At 55.1% G+C, this 25,757-nt stretch carries 23 protein-coding genes; 4 read left to right on the top strand and 19 right to left on the bottom strand.

The features are described 5' to 3' along the window. Positions 1 to 130: 130 nt before the first annotated feature. The gene (locus Q8W32_RS11165; RefSeq protein WP_305414966.1) at positions 131 to 1,684 is read left to right on the top strand and encodes a tetratricopeptide repeat-containing sulfotransferase family protein; all 1,554 of its coding nucleotides are present in this window, start codon (positions 131 to 133) and stop codon (positions 1,682 to 1,684) included. Positions 1,685 to 1,777: 93 nt separating this feature from the next. Here the strand turns inward: Q8W32_RS11165 and Q8W32_RS11160 are convergent, their stop codons facing one another. From Q8W32_RS11160 to Q8W32_RS11095, 14 genes are all read right to left on the bottom strand, one after another. After that, entirely contained in the window at positions 1,778 to 2,365 is a 588-nt protein-coding gene (locus Q8W32_RS11160; protein ID WP_305414965.1) for a HupE/UreJ family protein, read from the bottom strand. A 105-nt stretch (positions 2,366 to 2,470) separates the two neighbouring features. Further along, the gene (gene ureG, locus Q8W32_RS11155) at positions 2,471 to 3,118 is read right to left on the bottom strand and encodes an urease accessory protein UreG (protein ID WP_303433076.1); all 648 of its coding nucleotides are present in this window, start codon (positions 3,116 to 3,118) and stop codon (positions 2,471 to 2,473) included. 37 nt (positions 3,119 to 3,155) lie between these two features. Then, positions 3,156 to 3,911: an urease accessory protein UreF gene (locus tag Q8W32_RS11150; protein ID WP_370693682.1), complete on the bottom strand. Its 756-nt coding sequence runs from the start codon at positions 3,909 to 3,911 to the stop codon at positions 3,156 to 3,158. Beyond that, on the bottom strand, positions 3,841 to 4,383 hold the full coding sequence (ureE, locus tag Q8W32_RS11145; protein WP_305414964.1) for an urease accessory protein UreE: 543 nt from the start codon (positions 4,381 to 4,383) through the stop codon (positions 3,841 to 3,843). The genes Q8W32_RS11150 and ureE overlap by 71 nt, the downstream gene beginning before the upstream one ends. An 18-nt stretch (positions 4,384 to 4,401) precedes the next feature. Beyond that, positions 4,402 to 6,462: an urease subunit alpha gene (ureC, locus tag Q8W32_RS11140; protein ID WP_305414963.1), complete on the bottom strand. Its 2,061-nt coding sequence runs from the start codon at positions 6,460 to 6,462 to the stop codon at positions 4,402 to 4,404. Positions 6,463 to 6,571: 109 nt separating this feature from the next. After that, complete coding sequence (locus Q8W32_RS11135) at positions 6,572 to 6,874, bottom strand: urease subunit gamma (protein ID WP_303433078.1); 303 nt, start codon at positions 6,872 to 6,874, stop codon at positions 6,572 to 6,574. 48 nt (positions 6,875 to 6,922) lie between these two features. Next, complete coding sequence (locus Q8W32_RS11130; protein WP_305414962.1) at positions 6,923 to 7,849, bottom strand: urease accessory protein UreD; 927 nt, start codon at positions 7,847 to 7,849, stop codon at positions 6,923 to 6,925. Positions 7,850 to 7,898: 49 nt separating this feature from the next. Further along, entirely contained in the window at positions 7,899 to 8,621 is a 723-nt protein-coding gene (gene urtE, locus Q8W32_RS11125) for an urea ABC transporter ATP-binding subunit UrtE (RefSeq protein ID WP_303433080.1), read from the bottom strand. Further along, positions 8,618 to 9,463 (bottom strand): urea ABC transporter ATP-binding protein UrtD, encoded by an 846-nt coding sequence (urtD, locus tag Q8W32_RS11120; RefSeq protein ID WP_305414960.1) that lies wholly within the window; start codon positions 9,461 to 9,463, stop codon positions 8,618 to 8,620. The genes urtE and urtD overlap by 4 nt, the downstream gene beginning before the upstream one ends. Beyond that, positions 9,460 to 10,686 carry an urea ABC transporter permease subunit UrtC gene (gene urtC, locus Q8W32_RS11115; RefSeq protein WP_305414959.1) on the bottom strand — a complete coding sequence of 409 codons (1,227 nt, stop codon included), beginning with the start codon at positions 10,684 to 10,686 and terminating at the stop codon, positions 9,460 to 9,462. The genes urtD and urtC overlap by 4 nt, the downstream gene beginning before the upstream one ends. Continuing rightward, entirely contained in the window at positions 10,683 to 12,410 is a 1,728-nt protein-coding gene (gene urtB / locus Q8W32_RS11110) for an urea ABC transporter permease subunit UrtB (RefSeq protein ID WP_305414957.1), read from the bottom strand. Before urtB ends, urtC begins: the two co-directional genes overlap by 4 nt. Positions 12,411 to 12,545: 135 nt before the next feature. Next, positions 12,546 to 13,832 (bottom strand): urea ABC transporter substrate-binding protein, encoded by a 1,287-nt coding sequence (gene urtA, locus Q8W32_RS11105; protein WP_305414956.1) that lies wholly within the window; start codon positions 13,830 to 13,832, stop codon positions 12,546 to 12,548. A gap of 416 nt (positions 13,833 to 14,248) precedes the next feature. After that, positions 14,249 to 15,184, bottom strand: coding sequence for a response regulator transcription factor (locus Q8W32_RS11100; protein ID WP_303434863.1), 936 nt, complete (start codon positions 15,182 to 15,184; stop codon positions 14,249 to 14,251). Further along, positions 15,181 to 18,783 (bottom strand): ATP-binding protein, encoded by a 3,603-nt coding sequence (locus tag Q8W32_RS11095; RefSeq protein ID WP_305414955.1) that lies wholly within the window; start codon positions 18,781 to 18,783, stop codon positions 15,181 to 15,183. Before Q8W32_RS11095 ends, Q8W32_RS11100 begins: the two co-directional genes overlap by 4 nt. 206 nt (positions 18,784 to 18,989) lie before the next feature. Here Q8W32_RS11095 and Q8W32_RS11090 point away from each other — a divergent pair, with 206 nt between their 5' ends. Further along, a complete protein-coding gene (locus tag Q8W32_RS11090) occupies positions 18,990 to 19,430 on the top strand; it encodes a group II truncated hemoglobin (RefSeq protein WP_305414954.1) in 441 nt (146 codons plus the stop codon). Positions 19,431 to 19,485: 55 nt separating this feature from the next. Here the strand turns inward: Q8W32_RS11090 and Q8W32_RS11085 are convergent, their stop codons facing one another. Together Q8W32_RS11085 and Q8W32_RS11080 are read right to left on the bottom strand one after the other, a co-directional pair. Further along, entirely contained in the window at positions 19,486 to 19,875 is a 390-nt protein-coding gene (locus Q8W32_RS11085) for a hypothetical protein (RefSeq protein ID WP_303434866.1), read from the bottom strand. A 96-nt stretch (positions 19,876 to 19,971) separates the two neighbouring features. Further along, positions 19,972 to 20,889: a glutaminase gene (locus Q8W32_RS11080; protein WP_305414953.1), complete on the bottom strand. Its 918-nt coding sequence runs from the start codon at positions 20,887 to 20,889 to the stop codon at positions 19,972 to 19,974. A gap of 346 nt (positions 20,890 to 21,235) precedes the next feature. Here Q8W32_RS11080 and Q8W32_RS11075 point away from each other — a divergent pair, with 346 nt between their 5' ends. Continuing rightward, a complete protein-coding gene (locus Q8W32_RS11075) occupies positions 21,236 to 22,957 on the top strand; it encodes a sensor domain-containing diguanylate cyclase (protein ID WP_303434868.1) in 1,722 nt (573 codons plus the stop codon). A gap of 163 nt (positions 22,958 to 23,120) precedes the next feature. After that, positions 23,121 to 23,759: an NAD(P)H-dependent oxidoreductase gene (locus Q8W32_RS11070; RefSeq protein ID WP_305414951.1), complete on the top strand. Its 639-nt coding sequence runs from the start codon at positions 23,121 to 23,123 to the stop codon at positions 23,757 to 23,759. 52 nt (positions 23,760 to 23,811) lie between these two features. Here Q8W32_RS11070 and Q8W32_RS11065 read toward each other — a convergent pair whose 3' ends face one another. The 3 genes from Q8W32_RS11065 to Q8W32_RS11055 all read right to left on the bottom strand — a co-directional run bounded on the left by Q8W32_RS11065 (position 23,812) and on the right by Q8W32_RS11055 (position 25,620). Beyond that, positions 23,812 to 24,600, bottom strand: a complete 789-nt coding sequence (locus tag Q8W32_RS11065; protein ID WP_305414950.1) for a hypothetical protein — start codon at positions 24,598 to 24,600, stop codon at positions 23,812 to 23,814. Between the two features lie 41 nt (positions 24,601 to 24,641). Next, complete coding sequence (locus tag Q8W32_RS11060; protein ID WP_305414949.1) at positions 24,642 to 25,031, bottom strand: GFA family protein; 390 nt, start codon at positions 25,029 to 25,031, stop codon at positions 24,642 to 24,644. 220 nt (positions 25,032 to 25,251) lie between these two features. Beyond that, positions 25,252 to 25,620 (bottom strand): NirD/YgiW/YdeI family stress tolerance protein, encoded by a 369-nt coding sequence (locus Q8W32_RS11055; RefSeq protein WP_305414948.1) that lies wholly within the window; start codon positions 25,618 to 25,620, stop codon positions 25,252 to 25,254. Positions 25,621 to 25,757 lie beyond the last annotated feature (137 nt).

The raw sequence follows: 25,757 nt of genomic DNA, 5'->3' as shown, positions 1-25,757 counted from the left end.
GAGCGCCTGTAACCTTGGTTTGAAAGTGTAACGATAACCCCGGCTGCCAAAGGCGGCAAATGCTCCGTATGATTCATTCAGGCATAATCCACCGACCGATTGATGGTGTTTACGAAAGGCGAATACTGGCGTGGTTAAAAAAACAGCAACAAAAAACAGCAAAACCGGCAAGGCAAACAAGGCCGCTCTGAAACCGGTCAGCATCCAGTTGCCCGGACAAGGCCAACGCACCCTGCCAGCACAGGAAGCCATGGGACTGGCACAACGCTGGTCAAGCAGTGGCCAGCCCTTGCCCGCTCTGGATCTGCTCAAACAGGTCACGCAACAACTGCCCGGTTTTGCCGATGCCTGGATGCTGCTGTTTGCCACCCTCAATAAAACCGGAGACCAGCAAGGCCTGATTCATGAAGCGCAGCGCTGCCTGAGCAGCAAACCCCGTTTTATTCCGGCCCTGACCAACCTGTCCCAGGCCATGAGGCTGACCCAGCAACACCAGAGTGCCTTACAGCTGATCGACAAGGCCATCAAGCTGGAACCGGCACTGGCAGAATTGCACAACCACCGTGGTGTTATTCTGAAAGAAACAGGCCGCAGTGATGATGCACTTGCCAGCTTTAACCGCTGTCTGGCGCTGCAGCCCGGTAATGCCAATGCCATCTGGAACCGTTCCGACATGATCGGTGTCTTGCCAGAGCAGGAATATCAGGGTTATGCGGCGCTGGCGAGCGGCGACAAACTCTCCCCAAGACAGCGGGTGATGGTGTATTACGCCCTCAGTCGCAGTGATGAGGCAGCCCAGGAATATGCCCGCCAGTTCGACAATATCAAAGCGGGTGCCGATCTCTATCGCTCGTTAGTGCCATACCAGCACCAGGCCGAACTCAACCAGATCGAAAAAACCATCAGCGCCTTTCCTGCCTCGCACCCTGCGCGTTCTTCTCCTTCCGCAGACCCGGCAAGCGATGTGATACCGGTCTTTATCTGTGGCTTGCCCCGTAGTGGCACCACACTGACCGAACACATTTTGTCCAGCCACCCCAGTGTGACTGCTGGCGACGAACTTAACGACCTGCCATTGGCCTGTGGTCAATACCTGACCCGTCGAGGCATTCGGAAAAGCTTTCCGGACTGGGTCGCCGATATGCCACAGGAAGGCTGGCAAGCCATTGGCAGCGTCTACCGCAAAAGCACCAGAGCACTGCAAGGCAGCGGCTGGTTTACCGACAAAAACCTGCAAAACTACAAGGCGATCGGCGTGATTCGTCAGGCCTTGCCAGAGGCCAGGATTGTGGTCTGCCGACGTCACCCGATGGACAATTTGTGGGGCTGTTACCGCCAGTTTTTCTCCGAAGGCATGTACTTCACCTACCAGCAGGAAGAGTTGGCCGATATCTGGAACGCCAGCGACAAGCTGATTCAGCACTGGCAGAACACCGGGGCCGATATTTTTGTTATGGAGTATGAAGCCCTGATTGCCGAGCCAGAGCCGACCATCCGGGCACTGCTGGATTTTGTTGGCCTGCCGTGGGATGACGCCTGCCTGAATTTTCATAACAACAAGCGCAGTGTCCGTACCCTGTCGGCGACCCAGGTACGCCAGCCGCTATCAAACAGCCGGGTAGCTCAGTGGCGGCGTTACGAAGAGCAACTGCAACCGATGTTGCAACGGCTTAACCAGCCCTGAACCCTGCCTGCAGCATAAAACCGTTTCGCTCAGGCGCCAGGCTCCCATACCAAAGATCGGCATGGGAACCTGAAAACAGCACAAGCGGCGTGATTACATCACCGCCAGCACCAGACCACCGGCAGCGATAGAACCACCCGCAACACGAGCCACCAGGGTAGTAAGTGCAGGTTTACCGGCCTTGATCAGGGCGATACCAGCCAGATGTAAGACCAGCGTAGCCAGCATAAAGCCGCTCATATAGCCCAGACCGCTGGCCGCAAGTGGCATTTCGGCACCGTGAGCAACACCGTGAAACATCGCCATGGCCGCCGTCAGGGCAGTGCACAGCAGCAGGTTAAAGCGGGCTGCAAAAGCCACCAACAAACCGGCGGCGATCACCGACGCCAGAATACCGCTTTCCACAAAGGGGACGGTCATGCCTGCCATCGACAGGCCAGCGCCCAACGCCATGGTCGCGATAAACGCCAATGGCAGTTGCCAGATGGCTTTCCCGCCCATTTGGGCTGCCCACAGACCGACTGCCACCATGGCCAACAGGTGATCCAGCCCGGTAAACGGATGGCTCAGACCCGCCATCAGACCCGAGGTTTCGTGACCGGTATGCGCCATGGCTACCGTTGGCACCAGCGCCGCAACAGTCATGGACGCCGTGAGGGCAGTTTTAAAAATAGGTTTCATAGCGGTTTCCTTGATGTCGTTCGTTCAACAAGAGTTGTTTAATCTCTTAATCTTTCGTCGTGTAATGTTTCAGTCGCGCCAGCATCGTGCAAACAATATTGTCGCTTACACCACTGCTTTGGCAGGTGGAATCTCTTTTGGCTCCAGCATGCCTTCGGTCACAATAAAGTGAATGATGTCATCCAGACCCTGGGCCTGTTTCAGGTTGGAGAATACAAATGGCCGGGTGCCACGCATTTTCCTGGCATCACGATCCATGACTTCCAGAGAAGCACCAACCAGAGGTGCCAGATCGGTTTTATTGATGATCAACAAGTCCGATTTGGTAATGCCCGGGCCACCTTTGCGAGGAATCTTGTCCCCCGCCGACACGTCAATCACGTAGATCGTCAAGTCCGACAGCTCCGGGCTGAAGGTCGCACTGAGGTTATCGCCACCACTTTCGACAAACACCACATCCAGCGCACCGTGGCGCTCCAGCAGCTGGTCAATGGCTGCCAGGTTCATGGAAGCATCTTCACGAATGGCGGTGTGCGGGCAGCCGCCGGTTTCAACCCCAAGAATACGATCCGAGCTGAGCGCCTCGTTTTCGGTAAGGAATTTTGCGTCTTCCTTGGTGTAAATATCGTTGGTCACCACGGCAATATCGTAATGGTCACGCATCGCGGTACACAACGAACGCAGCAGCGCCGTCTTGCCTGAGCCAACCGGGCCGCCTACGCCTACGCGTAATGTCTGTTTTGGTTTCGACATACAAATCCCCTTGTCTTTTTAACGCCGTTCGACTCGTTCAGGAGCGAAACAGGCGTGAGTACATATGTTCATGTTGAGAACTGACAATCGCCAGAGCGGGCAAGCCTGCTCCGATCCCATCGTCGTCGATGGTGTCGGCTCGATCCAATGCCTGTTGTAACGCCGGCTGTAAGGCACCCAGCAGTTGCTGGGCCTGGGTTTGCCCCAAAGGCACCAGCTTGGTTGCTGCGGCAATCTGGTTTTCCAGCCAGGACCATAACAATCCCAGCGCTGCCGACCGATAAGGAATTCCCCATACACCAGCCGCCAGCGCAAACAGGCAGACAAAGCTGACCGGCTCTCCTTTGGCAAAAGGCAGATCCATATTCAGGCTGGTCAGCAGACGGTGCAAGGCTTCTCCCATGGCGGTATCGGTCAGCCGCAATTCACGGGTTTCCCGACAGGCCAGCAGCAAGTCATTCAGGCGCTGTAATTCTGCCGGGTCATTCGCGTCAATGGCGGCCATACACCGCCGCAAGACCGGCACATCCGTGGTCGCCAGGCTGTATACCAGTTGCTCGCTCACCCATTGACTGACCTGATCGGCGTTGCGAATCCAGCCCGCCTCAATGGCGTATTCCATGCCGTGGGAAAACGCATACCCGCCCACCGGCAAACTGACCGAGCACAGCTGCATCAAGCGGATCAGACCGGCGTCACTCAAGGTGGCCCCGGCGGCCGCTTCAGTGATGATGGCCATCGGCATGCCCGTGGGAGTGGCCGTGACCTTGTGAATGGTCGTGATCGTCATCATGACTGTGATCATGGTCGTGACCGTGTGAATGACCGCCATGACCGCCGTTGGCATAAGCCCCCGATTCCGGCACAAAAACGGCCTCGGTCGCACTGACCGTCAGGCCGAGTAATACCAGCATTTCTTCCAACACATGATCCGGTGTAATACGCAGCCAGCGCTCCCCGACTTGCAATTTCACATGGCGATTACCCAGGTGATAACAGGCCCGGGAAAAAGTGCGCCAGTCATCACACGTTGCTTCTGCAACGGCTTCGGTTGCACCATCAATCTGTACTATTTTGCCGCATTGGGTTTTCAGAAACTCGCCAACCAGCAGCGGCTTGCCACGTTCCAGAAACACCCGCACTTCTTCACCGTCTGTGCTGACCAGGCGTAAACGCCCACGGTCGCGCTGCTCATGCGTCAGGCAAACCGTGGCGTAAATCGGGCCGGCGGCCTCAAGGCCAAGGCGTTCGTAAACTTCCAGCATTGTGTTCTCCAAATTCACTCAGAACAGGCAATACAACTGCGCCAAAGGCAGTTCGGTTGCCGGTTCACAGGTTAGCAGCTCGCCGTCGGCACGCACTTCATAGGTTTGCGGGTCGACGGTGATATTCGGCTGCCAGCTGTTGTGCACCATATCGCTTTTGCGAATGTTGCGGGTATTTTTACAGGCCACCAGCTCGCGCTTGATGCCCAGTTGCTCTTTCAGGCCATTATCCAGCGCCGCCTGGGACACCATGGTGAACGAGGTTTTGGCCGCCGCCGAACCATGGGCACCAAACATCGGCCGGTAATGCACTGGTTGTGGAGTCGGTATCGACGCGTTCGGATCACCCATTTGTGCCGCCGCAATCATGCCGCCCTTGATGATCATGGAAGGTTTGACGCCAAAAAAAGCCGGTTTCCACAACACCAGATCCGCCAGTTTACCCGGCTCAATCGAACCCACTTCGTGGGAGATGCCGTGGGTAATCGCCGGATTGATGGTGTACTTGGCGATATAGCGGCGGGCACGGAAGTTGTCATTCCCTTGCGCCTGGTCTTCTTCCAGAAAACCAAACTGCTGCTTCATTTTATGGGCGGTTTGCCAGGTGCGTGTGACCACTTCGCCGACTCGTCCCATGGCCTGGGAGTCGGACGAGATCATCGAAAAGGCACCGCGATCGTGAAAGATATCTTCCGCTGCGATGGTTTCCTTGCGGATACGTGAATCAGCAAAGGCAACGTCTTCTGGAATCGAGGTATCCAGATGGTGGCAAACCATCAGCATGTCCAGATGCTCATCCACCGTGTTTACGGTATAGGGCCGGGTCGGGTTGGTGGAGGACGGCAATACATTCGGGTAGGAACAGGCACGGATAATATCCGGTGCGTGACCGCCCCCGGCACCTTCGGTGTGATAGGTATGAATCACCCGATCCTTGAACGCTCCGATGGTGTCGTCGACAAAACCGGATTCATTCAGGGTGTCGGTGTGAATCGCCACCTGTACATCGTATTGCTCCGCCACGCCCAGGCAACAGTCGATGGCCGCAGGGGTGGTGCCCCAGTCTTCATGCAGCTTCAGGCCACAGGCGCCGGCTTGCAGCTGTTCTTCCAGGGCGTCTGGCAGGCTGGCGTTACCCTTGCCCAGAAAGCCGAGGTTCATCGGCATATCGTCAGTGCTCTGGATCATTTTGGCCAGATACCATGGCCCCGGCGTACAGGTTGTGGCATTGGTGCCGGTGGCCGGGCCAGTACCACCACCGATCATGGTGGTAACGCCGCTCATCAATGCTTCTTCAATCTGTTGCGGACAAATAAAGTGAATATGGGCATCGATGCCCCCTGCGGTCAGGATCGAGCCTTCTCCGGCGATCACTTCCGTACCGGGGCCAACGATAATATCGACACTGTCCTGAATATCCGGATTACCGGCCTTGCCGACTTTGACAATACGACCGTTCTTGATGCCAACGTCACCTTTGACAATCCCCCAATGATCCAGCACCAGTGCGTTGGTAATCACCAGATCCATAGCGGGCTCACCTTCGGGCGGATTATTCAGCGCCTGGCTCTGGCCCATGCCGTCACGGATAACCTTGCCACCGCCAAATTTGACTTCGTCACCATAAACCGTGAAATCCTGCTCCACTTCGATCCACAGGTCGGTATCACCCAGGCGTACCTTGTCGCCCACGGTAGGACCAAACATCTGGGCGTAAGCGGTGCGATCCATTTTTACCGAGACGGTGCTCTCGTCAGCGGCAGCAGCGGCGGGCAACGTGCCCATGACATCACCACGGAAGCCATAGATTTCACGCTTGCCCGCAAACTCCACCAGTTCCACTTCACGCCCTTGACCCGGCTCAAACCGGACCGCCGTTCCAGAAGCAATATTGAGATGGAATCCCAGTGCGGCCTCACGATCAAAGCTGAGTGCCGGATTGGTTTCGGCAAAATGATAATGGGAGCCAACCTGAATCGGGCGGTCCCCGGTGTTTTCCACCCGGACGGTCAGGGTTTTACGGCCAGCGTTCAGTTCGATTTCGCCGCTGGCAGCTTGTACTTCACCTGGTATAAACATGGAGTGTCTCCCTGTAATGGGGTTTAAACGTGTTCTTGCTGGATGCTTTGCGCCAGCCCGGTATGCCCGGTGACTGACGACGGCCACGACGGATCACCCGCCGGACAATCTAGCAAATAGGCTCGTGCACAGTGACCAACTTGGTGCCATCCGGAAAGGTGGCTTCTACCTGCACTTCATGGATCAGCTCAGGTACCCCGTCCATCACCTGATCACTGCTGAGCAGGGTTTTGCCATAACTCATCAGTTCAGCCACGGTTTTACCGTCACGCGCCCCTTCAACAATTTCCATGGTGATATAGGCCATGGCTTCCGGGTAGTTCAGTTTCAAGCCACGATTCAGGCGTCGTTCAGCCAGCAAGGCGGCAGTAAATATCAACAGCTTGTCTTTTTCTCTTGGCAGTAGTTCCATGCCGGACCTCTTTGATGTTGGTCGTATTATTCAGGTTGGAGCCGCCGGTCAGGTGGCCCAGATTCGTGGGGCGCAGGCATTGCGCCCTGTCAGCAACGGGCGGATTTCTTGCCAGCAGTGGGTAAACAGTGAGCGCCCTTGTTCCGAGCAATGACCAAGATAACGGATAATCAGAAAATCATGATTAAGAGTAACACCTGTTAGATATGCTTTTCCAGACCCGTCCGGTTGCAGTAATTCGCGCAACTGCTGGATATGCTCTTCGGTCAGCAAGGCCTGGCCATCGGGTTGGTCGGGGCTGCCGTCCGATAAAAACGGCCCGGCCACCATCATGCCGCTGATGGGCATGGATTGCAGTCCGGTCATGGCGGCGTAGAGGCCTTGCTGGCCATCCACCACCAGGCGTTCTCGCAGCACCAGCCGACCATCACGGAACAGATTGAGATTCTGGGTGAATGAACTGTCGGCGCTGAACGGTTGGCTTGAAGCCGGTAATCCCAGACTGGTGACATCCCAACCGATATAGCTTGCCCCGGCTGACAGGTAAACATCGGTATCCAGACGCGTATTGGCCCCCGGATAAATAATGCTCTCCAGCGGCAGCCATTCCAGTGTTGCCTGTTCGGCCAGTTCAAAGCGAAGGGTTTGTCGTTGCAAGGTTTTATCAGCACGGGCCTTGTAGGCCCGACCGGCACCAGGAGTGGTAATCAACGCTGATGCCGCTGGGCCAAGACTGGCGCTGATGGCCAGCGTATCCCCTGAGACCATACCACCGGGAGGATGCAGCAAATACACATGCGCCAGCTCGCGCCCTTCCGGGTAAAACGGCTTTTGCACATACAACGGCCCGTGATGGACGTTGCTTTTTAACACCGAGCCGCGCGCGGTTCGGCTGATGCCTAACGCCAGTGATGCGTTCCAGCGGGATGGCTCCGCTGGAGGGGCTGACGCTGGCTCTTTAACCGGCATATTCATGCCGCGTACTCCTTGATCTGTTATGCCAATAAGCGAGGGGTGCTTGCCATCATACTGCCAGATATTGTCGAATCAGGGCATCGTTCAAATTGGCCATCTTGTCACTTGCAACAACCCGACCCTTTTCCATCAACCGGAACTCTTTACCGACCCGACGCGCAAAACCGAGTTTCTGCTCAACCAGAATCACCGTCAGCCCTTCCTCTTCGTTCAGCTTGAGGATGACATCGCCAATCTGACGGACGATATTGGGCTGAATGCCTTCGTTGGGTTCATCCAGAATCAGGACATTGGGTTCGATCACCAGTGCCCGCCCGATAGCCAGCTGCTGCTGCTGACCACCGGAAAGGTCACCGCCACGGCGGTGCAGCATTTCTTTCAAGACTGGAAACAGGGTAAAGATTTTTTCCGGAATCTCGGCCGAATCATCCTCACGCCCCAGCATTTTTAACCGCTGCTTGCGAATGGGCAGACCAATCCGCAGGTTTTCTTCCACCGACAGCATCGGGAAAATATCCCGTCCTTGCGGCACGTAACCAATACCGGCCACGGCCCGGGCTTCGGCATTTTTCTTGTGCAGCGGCTCACCGTCGAGCAGGATTTCACCATTCGAAATCGGCAATAGTCCCATCAGGCATTTCAGCAGTGTGGTTTTGCCGACTCCATTACGCCCCATAATGCAGGTACAGGAGCCTTGCTCAATCGCCAGATCGAGATCCCACAAAATCTGGGTGCCGCCATACAGTTGGTTGACCTTGTTAATGGCAATCATGCTTCTTCCCCCAGATACACTTCAATCACGTCGCGGTTGCTCTGAATCTGGTCCATGGTGCCTTCGGCCAGAACGGCTCCCTGGTGCAAGACGGTCACGGTTCGGGCAATACTGCGGACAAATTCCATATCGTGTTCCACCACAATCACCGTGTGTTTCCCGGCCAGCGAGGTCAGCAACTCAGCGGTGCGTTCGGTTTCCTGCGGGGTCATGCCAGCCACCGGCTCATCCACCAGCAGCAGCCGGGGTTGTGCCATCAGCAACATGCCGATCTCCAGCCATTGCTTCTGACCGTGGGACAAGGCACCGGCCAGCATCGAGCGCTGTTCCGTCAGGCCGATGATTTCCAGCACTTCTTCGATACGACCGATTTCCGTCGGACTGAGACGGGCAAACAGCGTGGGCAACACCCCCTTGTTGGACTTCAGCGACAGCTCCAGGTTGTCGAATACGCTGTGTGCTTCAAACACCGTCGGTTTCTGGAACTTGCGACCAATGCCCAGTTCGGCAATTTCCGCTTCCGAGCGGTTCAGCAAATTATGATTGCTGCCAAAATACACCGTACCGGAGTCCGGTTGGGTCTTGCCGGTAATCACGTCCATCATGGTGGTTTTACCGGCCCCGTTGGCACCAATCAGGCAACGCAACTCACCGTCGTTGACGTACAGATTGAGGTTGTTCAAGGCCTTGAAACCGTCAAAGCTGAGGTTCACCCCTTCGACATACAGAATCATCTGCTGCGAGACATTGACCTCTGGCTGCTTCGGCATCAGAAAGGGCCAGACCTGATCCGGCCGCAAGGCATCCCGGGCCTGATCGGAAACTGTTTCAATCACACTCATGAGGACACCCCGCTGGAATCCGACGTTGATGTTGTTGGCGCTGCTGACGTTGCAGGTGTTGATGTTGCCGCGGTGGATGCAGATGCTTCAGGCGCGGCGGGTCGAGTCGCAAAACGCTGCTGCAGCTGACCGTAAATACCCATCAAGCCTTTTGGCAAATACAGCGTTACCAATACAAACAGTGCACCCAGTGCAAACAGCCAGCCATCCGGCATAATGGCCGTAAACCGTGTCTTGGCGTAGTTCACCAGCAACGCCCCAATAACCGCACCAATCAGCGTGCCACGGCCACCAACCGCCACCCAGATCACCACCTCAATCGAGTTGATGGGGGAAAACTCTCCGGGGTTGATAATACCCACCTGAGGCACATACAAGGCCCCGGCAATTGCCGCAATCACTGCGGAATAGACAAACAGCCAAACCTTGTACTGCTCGGTGCGATAACCGATAAAGCGGGCGCGGGATTCGCCATCCCGAATGGCTACAATCACCTTGCCAAGCCGCGACTTCATAATCCAGTGACTGGTAATCAGTGTCAGCGACAGCATTAATGCCGTGATCAGAAACAGCGCCACCCGGGTACTGTCCGACTGCAGATCAAAGCCGAGAATATCCTTGAAGTCAGTCAGGCCATTGTTGCCACCAAACCCCATTTCGTTACGGAAAAACGACAGCAGCAAGGCATAGGTCAGCGCCTGGGTCATGATCGACAGATACACCCCGGTCACCCGCGAGCGAAACGCCAACCAGCCAAACACATACGCCAGAATACCGGGCACCAGCACCGCCATCAGCATGGCAAACCAGAACTGATCCATCCCCTGCCAGAACCAGGGCAACTCACTCCAGTCGAGGAACACCATAAAGTCGGGTAATTCCGGGTTGCCATAAACCCCGCGATCACCAATCTGGCGCATCAGGTACATGCCCATGCCATAACCACCCAGCGCAAAAAATGCCCCGTGGCCAAGACTGAGAATGCCGCAATAGCCCCAAATCACATCCACCGCCAACGCCAACATGGCGTAGCTGAGGTATTTGCCCAGCAAGGTAATGGTGTAGGTGCTGACATGAAATGCCGATGTTTCCGGCACCAGCAAATTGGCCGCCGATGCCAACACGGTCACCACCAGCAGCAGAATCACAAAGGGGGCGACCCGGCCACCAGGCTGACCCTTGTTTTTCAGCAAGGTCTGAAATACAGCAGCAAGTGCGTTCATTCTGCCGCCCTCCCTTTTTGAGGAAACAATCCTTTCGGACGTTTCTGGATAAACAGAATGATAAAGACCAACACCAGGATACTGGCCAGCACCGCTCCCGTAACCGGTTCCAGAAACTTGTTGGCAATACCCAGCGAGAAGGCTGCCACCAGCGTGCCGAGCAGATTGCCGACACCGCCAAAGACCACCACCATAAACGAATCAATAATATACGCCTGGCCCAGGTTCGGCCCCACGTTGGTCAGCTGGCTCAACGCCACCCCGGCAATACCGGCAATGCCGGAACCCAGACCAAAGGTCATGGCATCGACCCGGTCGGAGCGCACCCCCATGGCCCGGGCCATGGAACGATTCTGCGAGACCGCCCGAACATTCAGGCCCAGATTGGTTTTCTTCAAGATCAGTTGCAGGGCAAAAAACACCAACAACGCAAACGCCAGAATGTACAAACGATTCAGGGTCAGCGACAACACCGGGTTGATCTCGACCGAGCCACTCATCCACTCAGGAGATGCCACCTGCCGGTTCAGCGGCGAGAAAATCGTACGCACCAGCTGCTGCAGGATCAGGCTGATCCCGAAAGTCGCCAGCAGGGTTTCCAATGGGCGACCGTGCAAATGGCGAATGACCAGTCGCTCAATCAGGACGCCCATCAGACCCGATACAATAAAGGCAGCCGGGATCGCCACCCACAGTGAATAATCGATCAGGTTGGGCATGATCAGCTGAATCACATACGTCGTATAAGCCCCCAGCATGATCATTTCACCATGGGCCATATTGATCACCCCCATAACCCCGAAGGTAATGGCCAGACCAATCGCCGCCAGCAGCAAGACCGAGCCAAGGCTCAGGCCAAAAAACAACTGGTCAACAAAACCGTACAGTTCCACCCGTTCCTGAATACGGTCCAGCGCCTTCGCCGCTGCCTTACTGACCACCGGGTTGTAGTCACTGTGATCCGTTGCCATATCCGCGAAGTAACGCAGAACGTTGCGGGCATCACCTTCCAGACTGCCACCAATGGCTTCAATGGCCGCCAGTTGATCGGCTTGTTGTGTCGAACTTTCCAGCTGATACATGGCCAGCGCCAGATCCATGATTTCTTGAACTGATGCTACGGTTTCATGCTGACGCGCTGCCTGAATCGTCACGATGGTATCGGCATCCAGCTCCGACAGCAGGTTTTTCACCGCCGTCTCGCGTACTTCAGCCCGTTCGGACGACAAACGAATCCGGGCTATCACGCCATTCAAATAGTTGCGCAAGCGGTTATTTACCCGAATCTTTTTCACATCACGCTTGCCCAGGTCTGAGACCAGAACACTGGTCAGCGGGTCTTTGTATTCGGTTTCGCCCTTGGTCTCGATCTTGCCGACCACCTGGCGTGTTGCTTTCACGTAGTAGAGATCCCCGGCGAGCAGGGTTTTGAACAGCGGCAGTATCTCCTTGCCGCCCAGGTCATGCAGTTGCTCCAGCACCGGGATCGTTTTGTTCAGCGAGGTTTCGGTCAACTCAAGCAGCAATGACTCGATCGTCACAACCGGAGCCAGCGCCTCAGCATCCAGGCCAGCTTCCAGCGTAACCGTCGTTAATTCAGATGGCTCAACAGCGACTGGCGTTGTCTCAGCGTCGGGCGCTCGTACCGCGTCGTCCAACTCGGCAAACACCGGCCCGGCCAGCATGCCGAGCAGGCAGCAGCAGGTAATAAACAGTTTTTTCACAATGAGGCTCCGCGTCTGATGATCAGGAAAACCAACAGACACCCCGGTCCAGATAAGAACCAGAATGTCGGCGGGCGGAATCAGGTAGTCAGATACCCTGCCAGAAGTGGCAGGGCTTGGGGGTCCGGCGTCGGCCTAGTAGTTCTGGCCAGAGCAGGTTTTGGTTTTGGTATTGTAGTTACCGCACTTGGTAGGTGCCGTCCAATCGGCAATCAGATCCTTGGAACCCGGCAGGAAGTCGGACCAGGCATCACCAGCGACCAGGCCATCGGTTTCCCAGACAACTTCGAACTGGCCATCGTCCTGAATCTCACCGATCAGTACTGGCTTGCTCAGATGGTGGTTTTTGTTCATCACCGCCATGCCGCCAGTCAGGTTCGGCGCTTTCTGGCCGATCAAAGCTTGTTCAACCTTGTCGACATCGGTGGTACCGGCTTTGGCAACGGCCTGGGTCCACATTTGGAAACCGATATAAGTCGCTTCCATAGGATCGTTGGTTACGCGCTCGTCGTTACCGGTAAATTTCTGCCAGCTTTCGATAAAGGCTTCGTTTTCATCGCTATCCACGCTCTGGAAGTAGTTCCAGGCGGCCAGGTGACCCACCAGAGGCTTGGTATCGATACCGGACAGTTCTTCTTCACCAACCGAGAAAGCAACAACGGGAATGTCTTCAGCCGAAACGCCCTGGTTACCCAGTTCCTTGTAGAAAGGCACGTTGGCATCACCGTTAATGGTAGAAACCACTGCGGCTTTTTTACCCTTGCTGCCGAACTTCTTGATATCCGACACAATGGACTGCCAGTCAGAATGACCAAACGGCGTGTAATTGATCATGATATCTGATTCCTTGACACCCTTGGACTTCAGATATGCTTCCAGAATCTTGTTGGTAGTACGGGGATAAACGTAATCGGTACCGGCCAGAACCCAGCGTTTGACGCCCAGATCATTCATCAGATAATCAACCGCAGGAATGGCCTGCTGGTTTGGCGCAGCGCCAGTGTAGAATACGTTTTTGGAAGATTCTTCCCCTTCGTACTGCACCGGGTAGAACATCAGACCGTTCAGCTCTTCAATCACCGGCAAAACGGATTTACGGGAAACCGACGTCCAGCAACCGAAGATGACATCCACCTCGTCTTTGGTCAGCAATTCGCGGGTTTTTTCAGCAAACAAAGGCCAGTTAGAGGCAGGATCAACCACCACGGCTTCCAGCTGCTTACCCAACAAACCACCCTTCTTGTTTTGCTCTTCCACCATCATCAGAACCGTGTCTTTCAGCGTTGTTTCTGAAATCGCCATGGTGCCAGACAACGAATGCAACACACCCACCTTGATGGTGTCGGCTGCAAGTGCACTGTAGCTTGCCATAGTAGCACCAACCGCCAGAGCGACGCCGGTAACCAGCTTTTTGAATGTCATACCGAAGCTTCCTTTAATCTACTTTTATTGGCCTGGTGACGCCCGCTGACGGGCCTCCCCTCTTCTGTAATCTGCCAGTCAATTATTCGGAAAAGCCCTGCATTCAGGTATGGGGTAATTAACGCACAGGTATACGTCATTTGACGTATAGCCGCAGAGACCGGCGCCATCCGGGCCACAAGCGAGAGCGCAGACATTAACGCCATTCACGAAAGCGAGAGCGCAGACAGCCAGACGTTATTCACGGGAGCCCGGGTGGCCCCGGCTATACCAGTCCTACCACGACATCGAGACCCGCCATTCGCGGGAGCGCGGGCGGCCCGCCCGCCGTTCAGGCAAGGCGCCTCTATCTTCAAGTCCGTTGTTAACGTCCAGCAATTGACCACAGTGCAAGACGACTACCGCCATGACTGTTGTCAGGCTTCCACCGCCAGTAATCGCAATGCGACGCCGGCGGCGGCGGTGCGGTTTTCTACACCCAGCTTGGTAAAGATCTGTTCCAGGTGTTTGTTGACAGTACGTGGGCTCATATTGAGGATTTCAGCGGCTTCGCGGTTGGCTTTGCCGTTGGCAATCCAGTACAGCACTTCGGATTCCCGTTCGGTAAGGTTCAGGTGTTCCCGCAACATGGCGGCACCGGTCGGGCGTTGTCCGTCGACCAGCTTCAGCAGCATTTCACCGTTGCCTTGTTCGTTGACCAGTTTGGCAGCCAGCGGATAACCAAGGCCGTCCAGACGCAGGCTGTTGCCGGGTTCAGGGTGATGTTCCAGCCAGCGGGCAATCTGTGGTGCCAGCAGGGATTTCTGGCTGAGGTCGTCAACTCGGGCGCGTGCCAGCAAGGCGTAGGTTTGTGGTGTGGCCCAGCGTAATTCCCCCTGGGTCGATACTGTCATCAGGTGTTGGCCGGTGCTGTCGAGAGCCGACTGGGCGCTACTGGTCAAACGAGCGTTAGACAGATGTACCCGCATCCGCGCCAGTAATTCATCGGGGTTGATGGGTTTGGTGAGATAGTCGACACCACCGGCTTCCAGCCCTCGTACAATGTCGCTGGTATCGGTCAGGCCGGTCATGAAGATCACCGGAATCGACGCCAGCGCCGGGTCGGTTTTGAGCAGTCGACAGGCTTCAAAACCGTCCATATTCGGCATGATGGCATCCATCAGGATCATGTCTGGCTTCATTTTGCGGGCAATGCTCAACGCCTGGCGGCCTTCCAGCGCCACCAGTACATCGATACCGGCTCCTTCGAGGGCATCGTTGATCAGACTCAGGGAATCGGGAGAGTCATCCACCACCAGAACCATGTCCGACGGCATATCCACGCCTGCTGTTGTGCTGCTGGTTGGCTTCATGAGTCTGTGCTTCCTCCGTCGGTTTCGGCCAGCGCAATTTTCAGTAATTCTGCCAGTTCCTGCAGCTGAAATCCGTCGGCCAGTTGTTGCAAACAGGCCAATTGACGAGCCGTTAATGCCGGTGATGTTTTCAGGCTTTGCAACTCTTGCACCACCCCTTTGCGATAGCCCATTTCGGCATAGGCTTGCAGCTCCCGCAGTTGCGGATGGGGTTGCAGCACCCCAAACGAGGCGGCGTCATGAATCCCGACCGGCGGTGCCTGGGGTTCCTGCAGCAAGCCGGTCGTGGGCAGGCTGACGGTTGCTGCCGCCGGACCGGGGCCATGCTGCCAGGTCCAGGATAAATCCAGCACTGTGCCAATGGTGTTTAACAAGCGGCTGTTGCTCACCGGTTTCACCAGATAATCGTTATAAATCGCGCGGTCGTATTCGCTGCGGTCTCCTTCCTGGGCATCGGCAGAGAGCATCACAATCGGTACCGAGATGCCACGTGTACGCAACCGATGAGCAACTTCAAGGCCGGTGATGCCCGGCATGGAAACGTCCATCAGGAACAAGTCCGGCCCCCGTTCTCCGGCCTGTTCCAGTTCGTCCAGCATGGCCAGGCAGTGCTCTCCATCGTGGGCTTCGAGTGTCAAAAAGCCGAGCGGTACCAGTACGTCGGCCAACAATCCCCGTACGACCGGGTCATCATCCACCAGCAGTATGGTGCGTTGGAAACCTTCATAACCAATGATGCGTTTGTGCTCCAGCAATTCGGCCTGTTGCCGTTGCTGGTCGGAATGCAGGTTCACCCAGGGCAGCATCAGTGCCACGGTAAAGCAGCTCCCCTGGCCGGGGGTGCTGTCGACCTTGAGGTCGCCGCCCATGATCTCGGTCAGCAGCTTGACGATCGTCAGCCCCAACCCGGTACCCGGCAAGTTGGCGGTGGCGCGATTGCGTACCCGTTCAAAGGGGTCAAAAATCCGCTCTAGCGACTCGTCGTCGATTCCGGGGCCGGTATCCCGGATGCGGAACTCGGCCACCTGGTTGCGGTATCGAATATCAAAATCGACGCGGCCACAGACGGTGTATTTGACGGCATTGGAAAGCAGGTTGATCAGAATCTGGCGCAGGCGCTTTTCATCCGTCATGGTCCATTGCGGCAGGGTTCCCTTTACGCTGACATGGAACTGCACGCCTTTCTGTTCTGCCTGCATGGCAAACATGGCGTTCAGCTGTTCCAGCAATACGGGTAATTCCACACGGGAGCGGTACAGATCCAGCTTGCCAGCTTCAATCCGGGAAATATCCAGCAAGCCGTCAATCAGGTCGGTCAGGTACTGGCCGCTGCGCTGGATAATCGCCAGGCCGTTCTTGTGCCCCGGTGGCGTATCGTCCTTGTTGGTTAATAACTGGGCGTAACCAATCACCGCTTGCAACGGCGTGCGTAATTCGTGGCTGATACCGGTCAGGTAGCGGCTTTTGGCTGCGTTGGCCGACTCTGCCAGTTCCTTGGCTTGCTGTAATGCCAGGTCGGTTTCCTGGTGCGCCTCAATCTCGGTGATCAGTTTGCGCGTCTGGCGGTTGGACTCTTTCTGTGCCACCAAACGGCTTTCATGGGCCAGCAAAAACAGCCAGGCCAGTACCCCGGAAGCAATCATCAGGGCAAAAAACAGCGTCCACATGGTTTGTTGCAACAGCTCGACTTCTGTCGCCGTCACCGGTGCCATTTGCCGGTAGACCACGGCCAGCAGCACGGCAATCAGCAAGTTCACAATAAACAGCAGGCTGACAAAATGACCCAGGCGGGAATTCACCACCCGCACCACCCGGGGCGGTACAAACTTGGACAAAAAATAAGCCAGCTGACGGGTTACATGCGCGTGCGGCTTGCAGATATCCATACAGCGCACATCCAGCGTGCAGCAGAGTGAACAGATCGGCAGGCCATAGGCCGGGCAGAAACTCATGTCTTCCTGCTCAAAATGATTTTCACACACGCCGCACTGGATCGTCGGCACATGCTGATGCCGCACATCCTCCGGCAAGCGCGACAAATCGGTCGGGGCAATATCCGTGACCAGCAGATCCAGCTCCGGAGAGGTACGGGCAATGTAGTAACGGCCGCCAGTCCACCAGGCAATCAGGGGAACGGTAACAAAACAGATGCCGAGACTGACAAAGTGGCTCAAGGTCGCCGTGACTTCGCCAAACAACCCCAGATAGCTGAGCATACCGGCAGTGGTGGCCAGCAGCATTGAACCCGTCCCGACCGGGTTGATGTCGTATAAATGCGCCCGTTTGAATTCCACAATATCCGGGCTTAGCCCCAGCGGCTTGTTGATCAACAGGTCGGCGGCCAGCGATCCCAGCCAGCTTACCGCCACAATCGCAAACACCCCGAGTACCGCCTCCAATGCCTGATAGATACCCAATTCCATCAGCAGCAGGGCGATGGTGACATTAAACACCAGCCACACCACCCGACCGGGGTGAGAATGCGTCAGCCGCGAGAAGAAATTCGACCAGGCAATCGATCCGGCATAGGCATTGGTGACGTTGATTTTCATCTGCGACACAATCACCATGGTCGCCGCCAGCAACAGCGCCAGCCCTTCGGAATGGGTCAGATAGAAAAACACGCGCTGATACATATGGGTCGGGTCGGTGGCCAGCTCATACGCAACCCCCTGGGTAATGGCCAGATACGCCAGAAACGATCCCAGCAGCATTTTGACAATACCGATCGATACCCAGCCTGGCCCCGCCAGCATCAACCAGAACCACCAGCGGCGCGCATTGTGTGGGGTTTTTGGGGGCATAAACCGCAGGTAATCCACCTGCTCGCCGATCTGTGGTACCAGAGCAAAAAACACCGACGCGGCCGCGCCAAATAACAGGATATTAAAGCTGCCAGCCCCTACCCCGGGAATCAGGGTATCGTTCCCCGGCCCCGGTACGGTTGCGCCGGGCAATTGATCAATCGCCAGGCCATGGAAGTGCGTCCAGGCGTCCAGCTGGCCGGATTCATTCACCACCACCACCGCCAGTGCCAGACACTGCAACACCACCCAGACCAGTTGCGTGGCAGCCTGGAACCGGCTGATGGCAGAAATACCGTGGATCACAATCGGAATGACCGCCGCCGCACACAGAAAATACCCCACCGCCAGCGGCACACCGAGTAACGCCTGTAAGGCACCCGCCAGAATCACCGCCTCGATGGCAAAAAAGATAAAGGTAAACATCGCATAAATCAGCGACGTCACCGTTGACCCCAGATACCCAAATCCGGCCCCGCGAGTCAGCAGATCGATATCCAGCCCGTGTTTGGCGGCGTAGTAGGTAATTGGCACACCGGTAATAAAAAACAGCAGACACACCACCAGCATGGCGTACACGGTGTTGGTAAAGCCGTAATTCAACGTCACTGCCGCGGCCAATCCTTCCAGCGCCAGAAACGCCGTGGCCCCCAACGCGGTTTGTGCAACCCGTTCGATCGACATGCGGCGGCCGCTGCGAGCGGTAAAACGCAGGGCAAAATCTTCCAGCGTCTGATCCGCTACCCAGCGGTTGTAGTGGCGTCGAACCTTGAAAATCTTTTGAGAGGCAGGCATAGGCTAGTCAAATACACAAACGGTCAGCGCGCAGCATACCCAAACCGCCGCCAGAAGACTGCAATTGCGCCACACCACAACAGGATACAACCGACGCACTGGCCAAAGGTCAGCAACCGCCATACTGTTACAGATCAGTCGATCGGCTGTTCGGGCTGCTACTATGATCTTTTTATCGCTTCCCGACCGACATGCAGGCAATGACTATGACTTCAAACCTCCCGATTTATGGACAAGCCGACGCCACTTACCAGGCAGCTGGCGGCCTGGAAGGCATCACCGCTCTGGTTGACCGCTTTTATCAACGGATGGATACCCTGCCAGCCGCCAGAATCCTCCGTGATATGCATCCCGCCGACCTGACCACCTCGCGGCAACGACTGACCTGGTTCCTGTCGGGCTGGACTGGTGGCCCCAAGCTATATGCCGAACACGTTGGTGCCATCAACATCCCCATGGCGCATGCCCACCTGCCCGCCGACGCCAGCAGCGTCCAGGCCTGGTTGACCTGTATGGATCTGGCGTTACAAGACCTCGGCTACCCGGATGATTTTCGCCATTATCTGATGCAGCAACTGGCCCGACCGGCCGAAAGCATTCGCTTGATGTGCCAATTCCACGCTGACAAACATACGACAGGTTCATAGAGACGTCCCAACGGAGCCGGACTGGGCCGGACAGAGTCGGCCGGCCCTGCGCTGATCAGGCAGATAACATCGACAGTTGTTCTTTCAGGGCACGTATTTCCTTGAAGCGTGCCTGCGCGGTGGGCAGCATGCCGGTTTCGTAAAACGTCAGGGTCGGCAAGTCGGCCGGGTTAATACCGTGAATATCGGCAAAATGCTGGATCAGGGCATCGGTATCGCGCATGAACTGACCCGGTGACAATTCAACCGTCGGAAAAGACGCCACTTCGCCGGTCAGGCGCTGCAATTCTGCCCGTTTGGTATTCAGCTGGTCTTCATCATCGGCATCCACCCGAATCACTTCGATCTCGTCCAGCAAGCCTGCTTCCGTGATAAACAGTAAAAAACGAAAGCAGTAGGGGCAGGAACTTTTTAACCAGGCTTTGGCTTTAAACTCACTTGTCATGGTGATCTCCGCAGTGCAGATTGAAAAATTGCGCCATCCTGCCAGTATCCCGCGGCGACTTCCAGCCTCGATTATCCAATACAGAAACTCCCCCGATCAGGCAAATACTGACCAGCCTGTATGCTGTACCAGTCTTTCCAGGGCCTCAGTGCCCAGCTTGCTATTGCCAACGTCATCCAGCCCCGGCGACCAGACAGCAATCGATGCATGCCCAGGGGCAACGGCCAGAATGCCGCCGCCAACGCCGCTTTTACCGGGTAATCCGACCCGGTAGGCAAATTCTCCCGAGCCATCGTAGTGGCCGCACATCATCATCAGGGAGTTGATCCGCCGCGCCCGGCGCGCCGATACCACGCGTGTTCCGGTCACCGGGTTTTCGCCATCACCGGCCAGAAACAAGCCTGATCTGGCCAGCTGCTCACACGTCATGGCAATCGAGCACTGGTGAAAATAGGTGCCCAACACATAATCAACCGGGTTTTTCATGCGTCCAAACGAAGCCATAAAGTGCGCCAGTGATGCATTGCGATCAGCGGTTTTCAGCTCGGATTCTGCCACTTTGTGATCTATACAAATGCTTTCGTCGTCGGCAATAAAACGTACAAATTGCAGGATTTCTGCCAACGTCTCTTTCGGCTGGTGCCCTACCATAATGGCATCCGCAATAGCGATGGCACCGGCGTTGATAAACGGGTTTCTTGGCTTGCCGTTCTCATGCTCCAGCTGCACGATGGAGTTAAACGGATCACCGGATGGCTCACGTCCGACCTTGGCCCAAACTCCATCACCCAATTTGCCCAGGGCAATGGTCAGGGTAAATACCTTGGAAATGCTCTGAATCGAAAACAGCTGTTGATAGTCTCCCGAGCTGAACACCCGTCCATCCGCCAGCACCACCGAAATGGCAAACTGGTTCGGGTCGATACAAGCCAGTTGCGGAATATAATCCGCCACCTTGCCACGATCGTCACTGGCCCCAATGGTGGCAACGATGTCATCCAGTATTTCTTGCACAAATAAGCTCCACAGACGGTCTCAGGAGGGATTGTAGCCAGTTGGCAGGCGGGATGGTGATTTTCTTCCGGCAGTGATACTCGATGCATCCTGCCGTACGCACCACATGTGGCGAGAATGTAAAGCCGGTTGTCTCTGACACACGATGGCTCTACCATCAAAGCGGACTGAATAATATGCCTGTTGTGCCAAAGCGTGATAGGCTTACCAGTCGCCTGACAATTAACCAGGTTGTTCCCGGGTACGCGTGTTCAATCAGCACATGAGCGCAGATTACTGTGGCAATTTGTCGTACAGAACCGGTACAACGTCAATCGAAACTGGCCAATCGACTCGGGAAGCTGAAATGAACCTCAAGCCACGTTTTCTGCTTCTTACTGCATTACTGATGCTGTTATCTGGCTTGGCCATCTGGTTTTTCAGCCAGCAAATTGCACTCAATGTGCTCAAAACCTCTGCACTCAGTCACTTCGAAACCCAGGTCAAGCTGGAAAAAGAGCGCTCGCTGCAACCCATCATCCGGGAAGTCGCTCTGGCCCGCCAACTGTCTGATTCACAAATATTACGGCGCTGGGCCAAGGACGAACATAATGCAGAAAAAAAGCAGCAAGCCATGGCGGAGCTGGAATCCTATCGCAACAATTTTTCCGACCACAGCTACTTTGTTGCTTTGCCGGAATCCGGTAACTATTACCACAACAACGCCAGCAACGAATTCGCCAACGACCAATACCGTTACACCCTGTCTGCCGACAACCCGGACGATCGCTGGTTTTACAGCATCATCGAACAAAATCGTGATATTCATCTGAACGTTAACCCGGATATCCCTCTCAAGGTGACCAAACTCTGGATCGATGTGCTGATGCGCGACGGCGACAAGATTATTGGTGTCGTCGGTACCGGTCTTGACCTCACCACGTTTATTCGCCAGTTCACCACGACGCCACAACCCGGCGTCAGTAATCTGTTTTTTGATCACGAAGGGGCCATCCAGGTATCTGAAGATATTTCCCAGATCGACTTTGCCAGCATCACCAAAGAAGCCAGCGAGCGTAAAACCATCTGGAAGCAGCTCGACAACGACAGTCAGCGGGCCAGGCTGGTGAACATACTGGATACCGCCCGAGCCAGCCCCGGGCTTGTGGTCAGCACCCACGTTAGCAGCCACGGCCGAGAACATCAGGCCGGGGTTATCTATTTGCCAGAGGTGGACTGGTTTGTCATGACCCTGCTGGATCTCGATACCTTGCTGCCGCTCAGCACCTTCAACAATCTGTTTTTACTGGCGGGAGCCAGCATTTTTATCGCCCTGCTGCTGTTTAATCTGGCCCTCAATTGCTACGTTTCAAAACCACTGCGCCAGCTGGAAAACAATATTGAGCACCTGCGCGATGGCAGGCAGATACAGATAGAAGACGACGCTCCCCACTACCGGCATGGTGAAATTGGCCGTCTCATGAGCCACTTCAAGCGTATGGCCGACGAGGTACTGAAATCACAAGAACGGCTGGAGATCCGGGTTCGGCAGCGTACCGAAGAACTGGAAAGACTGACCTATACCGACCCGGTCACCGGCTTGCTCAACCGCCGCGGCATGATGGAAGAGCTGCAGCAACATATGAGGCGGCTACAGCAAGATCAAGAAACCTTTGGCGTACTCTGGCTCGATCTCGACCGTTTCAAGAACATCAATGACCAATACGGTCACGCCACAGGTGACCTGGCGCTGAAAACCACCGCCCAGATCATTCAGGATCATATCCGCCAGGGAGACTTTGCCTGTCGCTGGGGTGGCGATGAATTTTTGCTGTTGATCAACACCGACCAACAACTCTTGCTTGATCAGCTCGGTCTGCGTCTCTGTAGCGCAATCCAGCAATACGAACTGCTCAGTGAGCTGAAAGAAGTGCTGCCCCTCACCATCAGCGCTGGCAGCAGCCTGGCAACCCCAGGACGAACACTCACCGATATATTGGCCACCGCCGACCAGGCTCTATACGAAGCCAAATCCAGCGGCCGCCACCGCTATTGCCCCGGGCTGATCCCCTCATCAACACACGACTGACCTGGCCCGGCGAGCGTCATCATGACGCTCCACCCCAACATCGTTATTACCCGGCTGCACTGAATAAATTGTTCGCCAAAGGCCCATCTATCGGGTATCAGGAATCTGTCACTATAGCCACTAAGACACACACCGTTCCGGTCGACTATTCTGGAGATCCATCATGACTGACGTCATCGACTTATTAAACTGGCGCTATGCCACCAAAAAAATGAACCCAACCCAAGCCGTCCCGGAAGACAAGGTCGAACGCATACTGGAAGCCATTCGCCTGACCGCTACCTCCAGTGGCTTGCAGCCTTATGAAGTGCTGGTCGTCACCAACCCCGACATTCGCCAGCAAATCCAGACCATCGCCTGGAATCAGGCACAAATTACCGACTGCTCACACCTGCTGGTTTTTGCCGCCTGGGACAACTACACCCCGGAACGCATCAACATGATGTTCGACCTCACCAACGAAGAGCGTGCCATCACCAATGAAGGCTGGGAACGTTATCGGCAAATGCTGTTACAGATGTACCCTGCCCGTGATGCGGAAGACAATTTCCAGCATGCCGCCCGTCAGGCCTACATCGGCCTCGGCAGTGCCTTGATTGCCGCAGCGGCAGAAGAAGTGGATTGCACACCGATGGAAGGTTTTACCCCGGACGACCTCGACACTATCCTCAACCTGCGGGAACGCGGCCTGCGCAGTGTGTTACTGCTGCCGCTGGGTTATCGGGCCGAAGAAGGCGACTGGCTGGTCGATTTGAAAAAAGTACGCCGCCCAAAAGAACAGTTTATTACCGAAGTTAAATAGCCCGATAACGAATGTTCAGGCTTTTGGGTACAGAGATAACGGTTACACACCGTTATCTTGCTTGTTTCAATAACGCACTCATCACATTCTGATCTACCTGAATCAATCCTCGCTTGGGCCGGTCAAGATCAATAATGGTGAACACAATCAGCGTAATCAACAAAGATACCAGCACAATAGGCACCACCATGCGCTTGCCACTCAAACCGGCTGAATACCCCATAATGCTGCCGCTGGCGATAAAGACCACGAACAACAGCAGTAAAATGCTCTCCGGCACATGCAATTGCAGCAGTGCGTTCCGTTTGCCCTGGGCATCGATCATCGCATTCAGGGATTGCAAGAATGAGCCGGTTGTCACCGGTCTGGGGTCTGTTTCCGTTGCTGCCAGGGTAATCCCCCATAGCTGATTCTGTAACGCCACGATTTGGCGCTGGTAATCGCTACGCACATCGACATGAGTAAGATCAACCTGCCCCATCTCTACCCGCAAACGAATATAGTCCCGTAATGTATTATCGGCTTTGGTTTGGTACTCGCCGGGTAACAACTGCGCCCGCAACATCGCGGTTCCCATGGTATTGGCTTCATCAATCAACGCCATGGTGCGGTTATCGTAGCGCTGCATCGCCATGCTGAAGGTAAAACCCAGCAGCAAAGCCAATAAACCCAGAATACTGGCCTGGATAGAACCGGTCAGGGTTTTGACTTCATCATCAGTACGGGACTGTACATAACGACCAGAAACAAAACCGACTTCGTTAAAAACAATAATCACCAGAAACAACACAACGGCGATTAATACGCTGCTATAGCCATATAAAAATTCATTATCTACCATAACAACGACTCATCTACCCAGGTTGACCCAAAAAACCGCCATTATTCCGATTGAGGATATACCGGCAAGGTGCTGTTAATATCATACCATTCGGCTTTTTCTGATACCCAGATATGACATTTTTCATCCACGCCCGGGTGATCGTCCAAAGAACCAAGGCGTAACACCAGGTGTTTGGTGTTGTCTCGCTTGGCATAAATCTGACAACCACAGCGTGAACAAAAATAGCGCTGCTTGCCAGGTGATGATTCATACGCCGTCAACGATTCACGCCCCGACACCACAAAATCCGCATCGGCAACCGCCGCTACACTGGAAAAAGCCGCCGCATGTGCCTTGCGGCATGTAACACAATGACAATGAACGATGTCCCCGACCTTGCCAGTAATGGTGTACGTTACTGCGCCACAAAGGCAGCTCCCTGTGATCATTACGATTCCTTCTGTTGATTGATCAGAGATGCCCCACAACACCCCGGCAACACCCCGGAGATGGGGACACGATAAGGCAGGCGCCAGCCTTGTGATGTGAGCGTAAAAAGACCCGTCAAAGCCAAAAACGAGGTTAGTCATCATTGACCAACCATCGTTAGCTACAACCAACGGCTCGCCCTGTCGACGCCCTTCATCAGTCTTTTATACCGGCTTCAGGTCAGCCTGGCACAACATTAATGATATCCACATCCACTTCCGGTGACTCAAGAAAATCTTTTTCCACCTCACCAATAAGCTCAACCTGAGTTTTTTCATTCACCGTTTGGCCACGAAAATCTTCAGCATCAATTTCTACCCGAATATCGCCGCTACCGTCAGAAAACAGATATTTCTCTGAGCTGACTTGTTTGATCAAATAACCACGTAATATAACGCGTTGATCATCCGATGCATGTTTAAATATGTCTGCGACCGATGAAACAGACTGCTGAGCCGAAGGGCCAACATATTGAGCTTGCACCCATTGGCTCGTCCCCAATAAAGTTACACTGGCCAATGCAAGCGTTTTCAATTTCAATCCTGGCATAATAATCTCCTTTAAAATCACATCATGTACCAAATATGAATCCATGTACCTGCCCGGATTCAACGCCCCTGGATAAACAAGCTGACAGCCATGGTGCCTTTTATTGCGCAGTCCTTGTCCTGTAACCGTTTATACCC

Source organism: Oceanobacter sp. 3_MG-2023 (assembly GCF_030688925.1).
Lineage (GTDB): Bacteria > Pseudomonadota > Gammaproteobacteria > Pseudomonadales > Oceanobacteraceae > Oceanobacter.
The sequence above is the reverse complement of the archived record's forward strand: the minus strand, read 5'-3'. Positions and strand labels throughout refer to the sequence as shown.

Bases quoted from the DNA above. Each gene is read 5' to 3' on its own strand.
- Q8W32_RS11160 (WP_305414965.1), bottom strand. From the start codon at position 2,365: ATGAAACCTATTTTTAAAACTGCCCTCACGGCGTCCATGACTGTTGCG.
- ureG (WP_303433076.1), bottom strand. From the start codon at position 3,118: ATGTCGAAACCAAAACAGACATTACGCGTAGGCGTAGGCGGCCCGGTT.
- Q8W32_RS11150 (WP_370693682.1), bottom strand. From the start codon at position 3,911: ATGATGACGATCACGACCATTCACAAGGTCACGGCCACTCCCACGGGC.
- ureE (WP_305414964.1), bottom strand. From the start codon at position 4,383: ATGCTGGAAGTTTACGAACGCCTTGGCCTTGAGGCCGCCGGCCCGATT.
- ureC (WP_305414963.1), bottom strand. From the start codon at position 6,462: ATGTTTATACCAGGTGAAGTACAAGCTGCCAGCGGCGAAATCGAACTG.
- Q8W32_RS11135 (WP_303433078.1), bottom strand. From the start codon at position 6,874: ATGGAACTACTGCCAAGAGAAAAAGACAAGCTGTTGATATTTACTGCC.
- Q8W32_RS11130 (WP_305414962.1), bottom strand. From the start codon at position 7,849: ATGAATATGCCGGTTAAAGAGCCAGCGTCAGCCCCTCCAGCGGAGCCA.
- urtE (WP_303433080.1), bottom strand. From the start codon at position 8,621: ATGATTGCCATTAACAAGGTCAACCAACTGTATGGCGGCACCCAGATT.
- urtD (WP_305414960.1), bottom strand. From the start codon at position 9,463: ATGAGTGTGATTGAAACAGTTTCCGATCAGGCCCGGGATGCCTTGCGG.
- urtC (WP_305414959.1), bottom strand. From the start codon at position 10,686: ATGAACGCACTTGCTGCTGTATTTCAGACCTTGCTGAAAAACAAGGGT.
- urtA (WP_305414956.1), bottom strand. From the start codon at position 13,832: ATGACATTCAAAAAGCTGGTTACCGGCGTCGCTCTGGCGGTTGGTGCT.
- Q8W32_RS11100 (WP_303434863.1), bottom strand. From the start codon at position 15,184: ATGAAGCCAACCAGCAGCACAACAGCAGGCGTGGATATGCCGTCGGAC.
- Q8W32_RS11095 (WP_305414955.1), bottom strand. From the start codon at position 18,783: ATGCCTGCCTCTCAAAAGATTTTCAAGGTTCGACGCCACTACAACCGC.
- Q8W32_RS11090 (WP_305414954.1), top strand. From the start codon at position 18,990: ATGACTTCAAACCTCCCGATTTATGGACAAGCCGACGCCACTTACCAG.
- Q8W32_RS11085 (WP_303434866.1), bottom strand. From the start codon at position 19,875: ATGACAAGTGAGTTTAAAGCCAAAGCCTGGTTAAAAAGTTCCTGCCCC.
- Q8W32_RS11075 (WP_303434868.1), top strand. From the start codon at position 21,236: ATGAACCTCAAGCCACGTTTTCTGCTTCTTACTGCATTACTGATGCTG.
- Q8W32_RS11070 (WP_305414951.1), top strand. From the start codon at position 23,121: ATGACTGACGTCATCGACTTATTAAACTGGCGCTATGCCACCAAAAAA.
- Q8W32_RS11065 (WP_305414950.1), bottom strand. From the start codon at position 24,600: ATGGTAGATAATGAATTTTTATATGGCTATAGCAGCGTATTAATCGCC.
- Q8W32_RS11060 (WP_305414949.1), bottom strand. From the start codon at position 25,031: ATGATCACAGGGAGCTGCCTTTGTGGCGCAGTAACGTACACCATTACT.
- Q8W32_RS11055 (WP_305414948.1), bottom strand. From the start codon at position 25,620: ATGCCAGGATTGAAATTGAAAACGCTTGCATTGGCCAGTGTAACTTTA.